Source organism: Streptomyces venezuelae (genome assembly GCF_008642355.1).
Classification (GTDB): domain Bacteria; phylum Actinomycetota; class Actinomycetes; order Streptomycetales; family Streptomycetaceae; genus Streptomyces; species Streptomyces venezuelae_B.
The window spans coordinates 2,844,155-2,856,765 of the sequence record NZ_CP029193.1; the positions used below are offsets into that span (position 1 = coordinate 2,844,155).

Below are 12,611 nucleotides of genomic sequence, written 5' to 3' on the forward strand. Positions count from 1 at the left end.
CGACAAGAAGACCACCTCCACGCCTGCCCCGCCGAAGCCGGCGCCCGCGCTCAGTGACGCGCAGGCCCGCGCCGTCATCACCACCTACTCGAAGATCAACAACGAGGCCAACGCGCAGCGTGACCGTGCCCGGCTCGACACCGTCGAAGACGGCCCGGTGTACGCCATGTCCGTCTCCGAATACACCGAGACCGAGGGCCTGCCCAAGGCCGACCGCAAGCCGTACAAGCCGTGGTCGTACGACGCCTCCAGCGCCAAGCTGTACATCCCGCGCTTCACCACCGGCCAGGACCGCTGGTTCGCCGCCGCGCTCTCCAGCGAGAAGGGTAAGGACCCCAGCCGCATCGCCGTCTTCGCCGAGCAGCCGAAGGACAAGCGGTGGGAGCTGGTCTCCGTCGTCGATCTCGAATCCAAGACGCTGCCGGACATCGCCCTCGACAAGAGCGGCCACGCCACCGCAGTCGACGCCACCGGCAACAAGCAGCTCGCCGCCGACGCCAGCGTGCTACGCGCCGGAGTGATCGACAACTTCGCGACCGGCGGGACGAACACCGGGACCAAGGTCTTCAAGCCGACCAAGGCCAGTCGGCAGCAGATCAAGGTCCACGACAAGACGACCCGCAAGTTCGGGAAGCTGGGCACCACCGTCTTCGCCGGCGCCAGCAACCGGTTCAAGGACGCCTACGCGCTCAAGACCCGCGACGGCGGAGCACTCCTGCTGTTTGCCCACACCCACACACAGACCGACGCCGTCGCGCACTCCGGGCTGCAGATCAACCCCTCCAAGGAAGACAACGCCTGGCTGCACGGCACCCCGCGCACCTCGGTGACCTACACGTTCGTGTGCTCCGACGCCGCCACCGTCCCGGCGAAGGCCGCCCCGTCCCAGCTGATCGGCTACACGTGCGCCCGCACCGACGCCGCCGGCCCGCCGGTCGGCTCCGCGGCGACGGACCGCGCCTAGCTGTGCCGTCTCATGGGGTTGGTGCCGGGCCCACCGCGGTGGGCCCCGCGCCGTGTCCAAGCCCGCGGATCCCCGTTATCCGCGAAGACGCGGCTACTCGCTACGTTGCGACCTCCTCACCGGACCACGAAACAGAGGGCCCCGATGACCGAGCTCCCCTCGGCTGACCACGACCACCTGCCCCACGCGGTGGCCCAGCTCGTGACCGCCTTCGAGCAGCTCGGGGCCGAGCACAAGGCCCTGGCCACCGAAGCCGAGACGACCGCCGCGACGGAACGCCGCGGCACCGTGACCCGCATGGCCGAGGGCGTCGCTCAGGCCGGCTACACCCTGAGCCAGACCGTGAACACCTTGGCCACCGCCCACGGGCTGAAGGTTCTGGGTATCGACCGGCAGTTCTCCAAGGACGCGGACGGCCGCAACTACAGCCCTTTGGGCTGCCTGGGGCACCCCGGCCAGACGCTCTACGAGGCTGCGGACTGCCTCCAGGCAGTCGCCCGCACCTTGGGCAAGGCGTACACCGCCACCCGGAAACACCCCGGCCTGGCCAGGGCCCGATGCCCTCAGCCGGTGGGGACGGCCCTGACCAGCCTGCGAGCTGCCCTGGAGTCGGTGTGCGCCGGCCTCGCCGCCGACCAGGACGAGGAGGCCGTCGCCGAGTACACCACCACCCTGACGTTCCTGAGCGAACTGCAGGACCGGGCATGCCGCACCGTGCCCGCCCAGGGCGCCGGTCCGACCGCTGACGAGGTCGTCGCGGCGATCCGAGCCGACCCCGACATCGCCCGCGCGGCAGCCGCCGCGCTAGCGACGACCGCCTGAACCGGAGGTATCCGGCGGCGTCCGGCGGTGCGGGGAAACACTCCCTGGCCGGGGCGCGGTGGCACCAACCTCACGAGGGTGCCACACCTAGCGCGAGCGGAGCGGCCCCGTGCCCCTGCCCCACGCGAAACCCGGCCATCCGCCGACGACCTCCATCGCTGGGCTACCCACGACGCGCGACCGTTCACCGAGTCGCTCACCCTCGCCGACGCCGGTCACGGTGTCCCCGCGTGGTCCGACAAGCTCCACGAGGCGCGCACCGCCGCGGAGTTTCAGGCGGTCACCTCCGCGGTGCTCGGCGACGGGCACGGCGCCCTGGGCGAACTGCACGAGTTCCTCGAAGCCGCGGCCGACTGGTGCGAACGCAACCAGGAGCCGCGCATCGCCGAGCGGTACCGCCGGCACGCCCAAGAACTGTCTGAACTGGGCGACCAGCTCGCCTACGTGGGCGAAGACCACCTGGCCGGCACCTACCGGCGTCCGAACCGGCCCGGCGCCGTACGGGCTGCCCCAGCCGTGGCTCCTGCCGCACCGGCTGCGCCCGTGCGCCGCTCCTCCCGCTGACCTCACCGACAGGAAGATCCTCTGTCCACTCGTTCCGTCATCGCCCGCCCCACCGGCACCGGATACGCCGGCACGTACGTGCACTCGGACGGCTACCCCAGCCACCACCTGCCGCTACTGCTCGCCGCACACCAGTACACCTTCGGCAAAGACACCGAGGCCCTGACCCGGTACCTCATCGACGACGCCCCGGAAGGCTGGTCGTCCCTGGGCACAGACCTGCTGGTCCACGCCCCCGGCTTCCTCCGCGACACCCTCCCTCGGGGCCACCACGAGCCCGGACGCCGCTACCCGGAGCGCTCGCCCGGCGAACGCCTCGTCTTCACCGAGCAGACCGCCTCCCGGCTGGACTGGGCCTACGTCCTCCACCCGGAAGGCATCGAAGTGATCGGCGCGCCCGGCTCGGCACGCGGTCCGATCGTCGCGTGGGACACCGACCCCTGCGTGCGGTTCCGCGACACCACCAGCCTGTGGAAGCCCGGTCGGCCGATCCCCGGCACCACACCACCCCAGGCCACCACGCGCAGCACGGCCCCCGCCCAGCCACCACCGGTGTCAGCCTCGGCGCCGCGCCCCCGCGCGCACTGACCCCACCCGCTCGCTCTTCAGGAGACCGATCTGTCCACTCGCTCCGTCATAGCCCGTCCCACCGCCGACGGCTTCGCCGGCATGTACGTCCACTTCGACGGCTACCCCGACAGCAAACTGCCCCTGCTCCTGGCCGCCTACCAGCACCGGTTCGCCGGTGATCTGGAAGCGATGGCCCGGCACCTGATCGACGACGTCGAACACGGCTGGGACGAGCTGGGCACAGACCTCCTCGATGGCGCTCCCAAAGCCCTGCGCCGCTCCCTGACCGGGGGCGATGAGTGGCCCAGCCGCCAGATCACCGACGTGATCGTCATCGGCGCGGACGACACGGCCGAACGCCTCCTCGTCACGCAGGACGGCACCGACGAGCTGGAGTGGGCATACGTCCTGCACCCGCACGGCGTCGAAGTGATCGCCCTGCAGGCGTACGACCGCGGCCCCGTCGTCTTGTGGGACACCGACCCGCGCAGCCGCATCAACGCCAACCCCGGTGCCTGGCCGCCGGACTCCCGGCCCCCGGTCATCTCGCCTCGCACCGCGCGGCGCCCATCGACCGCCGCGTCACCCGCGACGCCGACGCCCCGCAAGACCGCCCGCCGCTAGCCCCAGCACCTGCCGCACCGCCCGGAGATACCCCTGCCCCCGCACCCGAAGATCACGGTGGTCATCGCCACCCAACTCCGCCCTGAACGCCTCGCGTTCCTGGTGGCCATGCATGCCAGCCTGTGCCGGCAGAGCGTGCCGTGGGAGGCCATTGTTGCCCTCGACGGCGCCGACCCCGCCCGGCTCCCCACCACTCTCGCCGCTGATCCCCGCGTCCGCACTCTGGTCATTCCGCGCCCCGTCGGCGCGGCCTGCGCCCGGAACTTCTCCCTCGACGAGGTGCGGACCGAGTACGTCAACTGGGCCGACGACGATGACGAGTTCACCGACGGGGCGATGGACGTGCGGCTGCGTGTCCTGGAGGAGACCGGGGTGGGCTGGTGCGCCGGATACAGCCAGGACCTCTACGCCGACGGAACCGCGACCCTGTGGCGGCCCCCGACGCCGCCGGGCCGGCACGAGGCCGGGGACGTGTGGCGGTACTGGCGGGACCCGGCTGACACCATCCCGCTCGGCCCGACCACCCTCCTGGCCCGCACCGATCTGGTGCGTGCGGCCCCCATGGGCGGCCTGGTCCAGGGCGAGGATTACTGCGCGCTCGCCGTGACCTGCCTGGCCCCGGGCGTCGTGGTGCCCGTGCCGGTCTACCGCTACCGCAAGCATCCGGGGCAGATGACAGCGCAGGACGGCTACGACGAACTGGAGTCGCGGGCGAAATCGTTCGCTCACCGTTTCGGCCTGAGCCTGCGCGCCGCGTGCCTGCCGCGGCGCGACTGCGACCCGGCCGCCGCGTAGCCGGGACGGCCCGCTTATCCCCATACGCCCCTCACCGAAAGCACCTATGCCTGATATCCCGGCCCAGGACCGTCCCCGGGAGAAGATCCTTATCTCTCCCCGTTACCTGGCCGCCAGCCTCCCCGCCACCCACCGCGAATTCCTGGACGTGTTCGCCGAGGAGGCAGGGTGGGATGCGCACACCGACTACTCCTCGTTCACCGCCACCAGCCCCTGCCGTCGCATCACCATCCGCCACGAGCAGGAGAGCGTGGGACGAGGCCCCCACCTGGTGATCTCAGCCCGCAGCGACGCGGACGCCGCCGAGCGTTGGCGGACCAGCATCAGCGGCGCCGCGCCGATCGAATTCGTCTCCACGCTCGTCGGCACTCTGGCAGCCGAGCTGGCCGCCGATCCGGATCACGTCGTCTACGGAATCGGCTTCGAACCCGGCCCGTTCGAGCTGTTGGTCGACGTCGACGCCTGGAACCCGTTCGACGACTCTGGGCTATCCGGCTTCATCTCGCGTGACGGGCAGGCCGCCGTGATCGGCCGGCCACCGGACTCGTCAGCACCTGCGATCCATGGCGACGCATCCATTGCCTGGCACGTGGCCGCCTCCCCGGACGACCTCGGTCACCTGTGGGACATCTCGTTCACGCATCAGGCGCCCGACTTCCTCATGCACGCGGTCGTAACCAAGACGCTCGATCCGCGGCCCATTCTGCGCACCACGGCCTTCCCGTTCCCCAAGGCCGTCCTTCCTCTGGTGACCATCGAGCACGTTCCGACGCCGCGATCCCCTTCTGCGCGCTCCTCATCCGCCGAACCCGCGCGCGGCCACCCGTCCAAGCGCTCGCCGAAGTCCCGCTGAGCCACGTCCGTTCGGACGAGTTCGCTCGCAGGATCAACCCACCAGGACCCTGATGACACCCCCCTCAACCGAGATCGCCCTCAGCACCAGCGCCACCCTGGGCCTCGTTGCGATCGCCGTCGGCGAGAACTACCAGAAGGCCAACCAGGCCATCGAAGCCGCCGGTCTCACCCGCCAGCCCGGCGGGGCCTACGCGGTCCCGCTCACCGACCCGAAGGCGGCCCGGCGTGCTGCCAGCGCCCTGGCAGCCCACGCCTACGAACACGGGATCGCCCTCGTCACCAGCACCCGCCGCTACCTCGGCGACGTCGGCACCGAGATCGCAGCCCAGCTACCGGGCAACTGGAGCGCCCGGCTGGAGATTTACAGCCTTCCGCTGTGGCAGGACGACCTCTGGTACCAGCTCTGGGAAGCCGGGGAGATTCACGCCGCTCTGCAGAACCACAACGTGCCCTTCGCCTCCGTCCTCAAGGACGGGCAGGGCACCGAGCTGCTGCTGATGGAGAGGCCCGGTCACTCCAGCGGCTACCTTCTCGGCGCGCTCACCGACCACGAGAAGGAAGACGTTCTCGAGGATCCGACCACGCCGAGCACCATGGTGCTGCCTGCCGAACCCGACCGGGCAGCCGCCCTCATCGCCGGCACCTTCCTGCCCCTTTACCGAAACGCCGTGCACCATCGGGACCTGAACACTGTTCTGGCGGCGCTGGAGCGTATCCGGGGCGAGCACCGGAGGCTTCAGGGGATGAAGGAGTCCGGCCACTACGCCGATGGCGTACCGCTGACCGGACGGATCACGGACGCCTTGGAGCGTTCCTTCGCCGACCTCGCCTGGATCGAGTTCCGCACCGTGGCCGACCTAGCTCCTGATCTGATTGCCCGATGCGACCCCGGGTCCAGCCCCTGGCCGGGTGACCAGGCCGCAGTCGTCCGGCTGCGTGGCGCCCTCGCTGACAGCGAAGCGGCCATGCGCGAGTACACCGGCCTCAACGACGATCTGCATCAGCTTCGTCGACTGCTGCAGACCCACGAGTACCACCATGTGCGTGCCGAGTTCGGCCTGTCCGCGCGGCCGGCCATCGAGACGTGGCTCGCCGACAGCGCGGCGTTCGAGCGACAGGTCCGCGCGGCCAAGCCAGCCGGGCCGACTGCTCTGGCCTCCTCCAGCCAGCGTGCCCTCACCTCCCGCCCCGTGCCGCCCCCGGCCGCGCCGGCGCCGACGGTGCACCGCTGACCGCTCCCGAGAAAAGGATCGCCACTGTCTGACCACTTCCGCTTCGGCGCCCACCCCGACCACGGCTTCGTGGCCGCCGCCACCGCGAACATCCCCGCACACCTCGCGGACTGGTTCCTCGTCCGCGAACAGTTCGAGCCCGTCCCCGAGACCCCGGGCCTATACCGGCTCACCAACCCCGAGCAAGACGGCATCCGCCGCACCCGCCAGGCCGTCCACGACCTGCGCCGTCACGGCTATGAGGTCCACGCCGACTACAGCCTCGACCCCGGCCGCAGCGCCGCACCGCCCCGGCCTGCCGTACGCAACGGGCTGATGGAGCGCCGCAACCGCATCGCGCAGGCCGCCTCCACCCGCTCCCCGCAACACCGCGGCGCCCCGACCACCACCCTCCCCGAGTACCTGCCCCAGCCCGGCGCCGTGCCCATCGGCGGCCAAGCCCAGAGGGCCGCGAAGGGACGGAGCCGATGAGCGAGGTGCCAATCCGTATCACCCGCGGCCAGGGCGGCGAAGTCGACGTCGAGGGCCCGGTCGACCACTTCGCCGCGAGCGTCCTTAAGCGCGCCGGATTCGACACCTACCCGCAGCTGCGCGGCGTCTGGATCCGGCTGCCGTTCGACCTGGGCCGCACCTGGGAGAACGAGCACGCCACGTGGGCCGCCGAGATGCTCACCGCCGCCCGCTACAGCGTCGACCTCGACCCCGACCTGCGCGCCGTCCCGCCCGCCGCGTCCGCGCCATCGGCGCCCCGCCGCACGAAGACCGCCATGACCGCACAACCCGCACCCGCCGGCACGCCGCGGCGGCAATGGCGCTGACCTGCCGTCTCCACACGAAGGCCCCACGCCTCTCGTCCCCGCCAGACGATCACCGAAAGCACCTCCGCGTTGAACTCCCGTACCAGCCGCCCGCAGGACCGCCCCACTTCCCGGCCGTTGCTCGCCGAGCGGCACGTCGCCCGGCTGTTGCTGGGCACTCTGATCGGCCGCCTGCCCAACGGCATGGTCCCCGTCGCAATCCTCCTGCTGATCGCAGAACAGGGAGGATCGCTCACGACCGGGGGACTGCTGTGTGCGCTGTACGGGCTCGCGAGCGCCATCGGGCAGCCAGCCCTGGGGCGCATGGTTGACCGGCGCGGCCAGACCGTTGTCACTACGGCAGCCGTCCTGGCGACCACGGTCTGCCTCCTGCTGCTGGCGTACGCCGACGCCGTCGCCGCCCCGGGGCTCGCGGCCGGATTGGTCGTCCTGGCAGGGCTGAGCACGCCGCCGTTGGAGGCGAATCTGCGCGCCCTGTGGGCCGCGGTGCTGCCGGATCCGGAGCGGCGCCGGGCCGCCCTCGCGCTCGACACAGGAGCCCAGGGTCTGATCTACGTCGCCGGACCTCCGCTGGTCGCCACGCTGTCCACCCTCCAGGGGCCCGGCGCCGCCATGACGGTCACCGCGGTACTCGGGCTGCTCGGGGCGAGCGCGGTGCTCAGCGCCGCGCCCTCCCGGCAGTGGCATCCCGAAGGTGGGCGTGCGGGCGGGTTCCTCGGGCCCCTGCAGCACGGCGGGCTGCGGTTGCTGTTCCTCGCCGTCTGCGGCGTCGGCTTCGCGCTGGGAGCGATGAACGTGTGGGCCGTGGCCATGGCCGAACGGCACGGCATGGCCCTGCTGTCCGGGGTGATCCCCGCCGCGCTGTCCGTCGGCAGCCTCGTCGGCGGCGTCCTGTACGGCCGGCGCAACTGGCCCGGGCCTCTACATAGTCAACTCCGCACTTGGGCAGTGCTGTTCGCTCTCGCGTGGGCGCCGCTCTGCGTGGGCCCCGGGCCGCACTCCGCGATCATGCTCACGGCGCTGCCGGGCCTCTTCCTCACCGCGCTGATCACCAGCGCGTTCCTGACGGTGGATGCGCTCGCGCCCGCCGGCACCCGCACCGAGGCATACGCCTGGCTGATCGCCGCGGTGGGCACCGGTCAGGCCGCGGGCACCGCGCTCGCGGGCGTGCTCTCCGCGCATCCGTACGCCGCAGCGCTCCCGGCCGGCGGAGCCTTCGCCTGCCTAGCGGTGTTGCTTGGCGCCCGCCGCCGTCTGGCCGTCCCCGGCCCTGCCCGCCGCCGGGGCAGGCATCGGCGCACGCCAGCCCATGGCGCGCGGTCCTGAGCCACCACGCTCCATCTGCCCATACCGGTCCTCATCCCCGACCACCGATTAGGAGATCCGCCTTGCCCGACGTACCAGCAGAGCCGTTCATTCCGATCCGGCACGCCATCACCGGCGAGGTCACCACCACCGGCTACAACGCCGCCGCGCGGCGGGTCCTGCTCCAGGCCGGCTTCGAAGAGACGCCAGCCTGCGCCTGCCGAGCGACGCAACCCGGTGCGGAGCAGACGCACGGGCCTGCTCAGCAGCCGGCGAGCTGCTCGTCGTCGGAGTACCCGTGCCCCTGGACCGAGCCCTCGGTCGGCCGGTGAGCGCCGACGGTACGCCCTGGTTGGTCCGGTCGCCGCTGTCGGCACACTCCGTGATCCGCTCCGAGAGCGGCCAGTTGCTCCAGCACATCGCCAACCCCGCTTGCATCAGCACCTGTTGAAGGAATCTCGTTTTGACCACACCCACAACGCCTGCCAGTCCAGCGCGTACCAAGGGCGGCGAACTACGGGCCAAGGTGGCCCGACTGCTGGCCGACCGGCCGGCGGACACGCTCACCATCGGTGACATGGCCAGGCAGCTGGGTCACTCCCACGGTGCCGTCCGCAACGCCGCCCTCACCCTGGTGCGACGCGGCGAGGCGGACCAAAGCGGAAGCGGGCAGCCGGAGTTCCGCGCGAACGCGAAAACCGCTGCTGCCGCGCAGGCCGCTGTGATCAGCCCACCGGGCACCCACGCTCCTCGGGCCAAGGCGGCCCAGGCCCGCACGACCATTACCGCAGCAGCCACTCCGAAGCAGACCGGCCCGATCCGCCGCCCGGGAGGCCAGGTCTACCACCCCCGAGAGCTAGCCGATCTGCCCGACGTCGAGGCGCTGAACCGGCTGCGTGACGCCGACGTGCCGGTGCTGCTCTACGGCCCTCCGGGCACCGGCAAGACATCGCTGGTGGAGGCGGCGTTCCCGGACCTGCTCACCGTCGCCGGAGACGGGGACACCGAGGTCGGCGACCTGATCGGCGACTGGACGCAGGCCGACGCCGGAGGCTATGTCTTCCAGTACGGTCCGCTGGTCACCGCGATGACCGAGGGCCGTGCCCTGCTGATCGACGATGCCACCCTGATCTCGCCGATGGTCCTGGCGGCGCTGTATCCCGCGATGGACGGGCGCCGGCAGATCCAGGTCAAGGCCCACAAGGGTGAGACCATCAAGGCCGAGCCGGGCTTCTACGTGGTCGCAGGCCACAATCCCGGAGTCCACGGCGCGGTGTTGACGGAGGCGCTGTCGAGTCGGTTCAGCGTGCAGATCCAGATCGGCACGGACTATGACCTCGCCACGGCGCTGAGGGTCGATGCCCGGGTCGTCCGGGTCGCCCGGCACCTCGCCTACCAGGTCGAACTCGGCGAGCTGGGCTGGGCCCCGCAGCTACGGGAACTGCTGAGCTACCAGAGGACCGAGGCCGTTCTCGGCACCAATGCCGCGCTCGCGAACCTCGTCGGCATCGCGCCTGTGGAAGATCGCGACGCCGTCGCCGCCGCCATCATCAAGACTGTCGGCGTCAAGAAGATCGCGCCCCTCACCCTCGGCAAGCAGCTCCCCGCCTCAACCACCCGGCAGCCCCCGGGCACCACCGCCCCTACGCACCGGGGCCGCCCGCGATGAGCGCCCACCACCACATCCAGTCCCCACCGGACGACGCCGCCGACCTCGCGCGGTGGGACGACGACGGCGCCCCGCCCGCACAACCCCGCACCTCACCGGCCGCGTGGCTGCGCGTCGGAGCCGAACTCGGCGACCGGCTCGTCGCCCTCTCCGGCCGCCAGGACCTCCTCGTCACCTGCCGCCCCGGCACACGCAGCGGCGCACCGGCCGCGTACTTCCCCGCTCTGGCCGAGGTCGAATTCGACGCCGCCCTGTTCGCCCCGCTGAAGCCCCACGAGATCCATCCGCGGATCGTGGGCGACGAGGAGCGGTATCCCGCCGCCTGGGGCGTGTTCGTCCACGAGGCCGCGCACGCGGCCCACTCCGTCTGGACGCAGCCTGCCGGAGCGGACCCCCGTGCCGTCGAGGCCGCGCTCCTGCTGGAGGAGAGCCGCGTCGAAGGCGCACACCTGATCACGCGGCCCACGGACCGCACGTACCTGCGCACCAGCGCCCGCACCCTGGTGATGCCCGACATCGCCCACCCCACCGTCCAGGGCATCGAGCAGGCCGCCGCCACGGCGGCCCTGGTCCTCGGCCGCCGTGACGCCGGCATCCTGGACGCTGGCGAAACCCGTGCGGTCGCCGATCTGTGCGAAAAGGTGCTGGGCGCAGACCTGCTGGCCACCCTCACCCGCATCTGGACCGCAGCCCACGGTTGCGCCGACCACGACGCCACGAGCATGCTCGCGCACGGTCAAGCATGGTGTGACGCTCTGGACACCGCGGCCCCCGCCCTGCCCGTTCCGGAGAACCTCACCGATCTGCTGTCCGGCGCCGTGGGGGTCGTCATGGACAGCGCGGCAGCCACCGACGCCGCAGACCTCGCGGCACAGGCCGCAGCGACCAACGCCCTGGCCGACCGGTCAAGGGCTCAGGCCAACGACCGTGCCCAGCAGGCCAGTCGGCGTCGCCAGGCCGCCGCCACCGCGAGTTCCGTCTTCAACTCCGGCGGCGCCACCGTCACCCCCGACGGCACACCCGCGCCCTACAGCAACCCGGTCACCGGCACCCGCAGGCCCACCGCCGCCGAGAAGAGCGCCGCAGCTCGCCTGAGCCGTGCCCTGCGTGCCGCCGCCTACCGCGAGCGGACCGAGGAGCGGACCACCAGCCCCACCCCGCCCGGCCGCCTCAACATGGGCCGTGCCCTCGCCCGCGACGCCCAGCGCGCGGCCGGGTCGGTGCCCACTGCGGAACCGTTCAGCCGCACCCGCCGCCGGAACTCCCCCAGTCCGCCACTGAGGGTGGGAATCGCGGTGGACGTCTCCGGCTCCATGCGGGCCGCCTGCGCGCCCGTCGCGTCCGCGGCCTGGATCGTGGCACGCGCAGCAGCCCTGACCGACCCCGACTCCCGCACCGCCACCATCGCCTACGACACGCACCTGACCGCATTGACCCGACCCACCCACCGGGCACCGGAGCGCGTGGCGATGTTCGGCGCCAACGGCAGCAGTCACAACCTCGCCAACGCCCTGGACGCGCTCGACCACGGCCTCGAACTCAGCCGCCCCGGCACCGGCCGCCTCCTCGTGATCGTCACCGACGCCGTCTACACCCCCGACGAAACTTCCGAAGCCGTCACCCGCGTCAAGCGGCTCACCACCGCCGGCTGCGCCGTGCTCCAGCTCACCCTCACCGCGCGGTCCCAACACTTGCCGGGGACCACCTTGCTGCACCTTCCCCAGCCCTCCAGCGCTCCCGCCGCCATCGCCACGGCGGCCACGGACGCCATCCGCAGGACCCGCTGAGACAAGACAAAAAGACAGAAAGCAGGACCAACCACGTGGCAGTACGCACGATCTGGAAGATCATCCACAGCTGTGGACACGAAGTGACGCACAACCTGTCTAACCGCCCCGCCGACCGGCGCGCCGGATACGCGCGCTGGCTCGAAGGCCGCGACTGCACCGACTGCTGGAAGGCCGCCCGCGACTCCGACACGGAATCCAAGGAAGCCTGGCTCGCCGCCAAGCGCGCCGAGGAGCAGCAGGCCGCCCGCGAGTGGGCCGAGCAGTTCGACATGCCGCCGCTCGAAGGACCCGAGCGGGCCCTGGACTGGGGCGAGCGCTCCCGTCACCAGCTGGTCACCGCCGCGTACAGCGCGCTGGTGAGCGAGGGCACTTGGGACGAGACCGACTGGGCCGTCCTGGAAGACAAGATCCGCACCGTTGACCGCGCCGGCTGGTGGATCGACCAGCGGGACGCCGAGGGCTCTGACCTGCCCGAACTCCTGGACGCCGCCACGTCCGAGGACACCGGGACGGAGAACCCGTTCCGGTAGAACGCGGGGCTGTATACCCGACGATCCCCGGTTACCGAAACCGGGGATTCTCCGGATTCTTGTTCCTCCCAAG

15 protein-coding genes are annotated in these 12,611 nt (G+C 71.6%); all 15 read left to right on the plus strand.

Features of this window, described 5'->3' with window-relative positions:
* The first annotated feature begins 166 nt into the window (after positions 1-166).
* Positions 167-964 carry a hypothetical protein gene (locus tag DEJ47_RS13145; protein ID WP_190415390.1) on the plus strand — a complete coding sequence of 266 codons (798 nt, stop codon included), beginning with the start codon at positions 167-169 and terminating at the stop codon, positions 962-964.
* Positions 965-1,108: 144 nt separating this feature from the next.
* Complete coding sequence (locus DEJ47_RS13150) at positions 1,109-1,786, plus strand: hypothetical protein (protein WP_150168009.1); 678 nt, start codon at positions 1,109-1,111, stop codon at positions 1,784-1,786.
* Between the two features lie 78 nt (positions 1,787-1,864).
* Positions 1,865-2,350 (plus strand): hypothetical protein, encoded by a 486-nt coding sequence (locus DEJ47_RS13155; protein ID WP_150168011.1) that lies wholly within the window; start codon positions 1,865-1,867, stop codon positions 2,348-2,350.
* 78 nt (positions 2,351-2,428) lie between these two features.
* Positions 2,429-2,938, plus strand: coding sequence for a hypothetical protein (locus DEJ47_RS13160; protein ID WP_190415392.1), 510 nt, complete (start codon positions 2,429-2,431; stop codon positions 2,936-2,938).
* A gap of 81 nt (positions 2,939-3,019) precedes the next feature.
* Positions 3,020-3,544 (plus strand): hypothetical protein, encoded by a 525-nt coding sequence (locus tag DEJ47_RS13165; RefSeq protein ID WP_150168013.1) that lies wholly within the window; start codon positions 3,020-3,022, stop codon positions 3,542-3,544.
* Positions 3,545-3,601: 57 nt separating this feature from the next.
* Positions 3,602-4,339: a glycosyltransferase gene (locus tag DEJ47_RS13170; RefSeq protein WP_150168015.1), complete on the plus strand. Its 738-nt coding sequence runs from the start codon at positions 3,602-3,604 to the stop codon at positions 4,337-4,339.
* A gap of 46 nt (positions 4,340-4,385) precedes the next feature.
* Complete coding sequence (locus tag DEJ47_RS13175; protein ID WP_150168017.1) at positions 4,386-5,192, plus strand: DUF317 domain-containing protein; 807 nt, start codon at positions 4,386-4,388, stop codon at positions 5,190-5,192.
* 52 nt (positions 5,193-5,244) lie between these two features.
* The gene (locus DEJ47_RS13180; RefSeq protein WP_150168019.1) at positions 5,245-6,426 is read left to right on the plus strand and encodes a hypothetical protein; all 1,182 of its coding nucleotides are present in this window, start codon (positions 5,245-5,247) and stop codon (positions 6,424-6,426) included.
* Positions 6,427-6,495: 69 nt separating this feature from the next.
* On the plus strand, positions 6,496-6,897 hold the full coding sequence (locus DEJ47_RS13185; protein ID WP_150168021.1) for a hypothetical protein: 402 nt from the start codon (positions 6,496-6,498) through the stop codon (positions 6,895-6,897).
* A complete protein-coding gene (locus tag DEJ47_RS13190) occupies positions 6,894-7,244 on the plus strand; it encodes a hypothetical protein (RefSeq protein ID WP_150168023.1) in 351 nt (116 codons plus the stop codon). Before DEJ47_RS13185 ends, DEJ47_RS13190 begins: the two co-directional genes overlap by 4 nt.
* Before the next feature lie 69 nt (positions 7,245-7,313).
* Complete coding sequence (locus tag DEJ47_RS13195) at positions 7,314-8,570, plus strand: MFS transporter (RefSeq protein ID WP_150168025.1); 1,257 nt, start codon at positions 7,314-7,316, stop codon at positions 8,568-8,570.
* A gap of 89 nt (positions 8,571-8,659) precedes the next feature.
* Positions 8,660-8,881: a hypothetical protein gene (locus tag DEJ47_RS13200; RefSeq protein ID WP_150175600.1), complete on the plus strand. Its 222-nt coding sequence runs from the start codon at positions 8,660-8,662 to the stop codon at positions 8,879-8,881.
* Positions 8,882-9,075: 194 nt separating this feature from the next.
* Complete coding sequence (locus DEJ47_RS13205; protein ID WP_190415759.1) at positions 9,076-10,218, plus strand: AAA family ATPase; 1,143 nt, start codon at positions 9,076-9,078, stop codon at positions 10,216-10,218.
* On the plus strand, positions 10,215-12,005 hold the full coding sequence (locus DEJ47_RS13210; protein WP_150168029.1) for a hypothetical protein: 1,791 nt from the start codon (positions 10,215-10,217) through the stop codon (positions 12,003-12,005). The genes DEJ47_RS13205 and DEJ47_RS13210 overlap by 4 nt, the downstream gene beginning before the upstream one ends.
* Positions 12,006-12,040: 35 nt before the next feature.
* Positions 12,041-12,538, plus strand: a complete 498-nt coding sequence (locus DEJ47_RS13215; RefSeq protein WP_223828337.1) for a hypothetical protein — start codon at positions 12,041-12,043, stop codon at positions 12,536-12,538.
* The last annotated feature ends 73 nt before the right edge of the window (positions 12,539-12,611 follow it).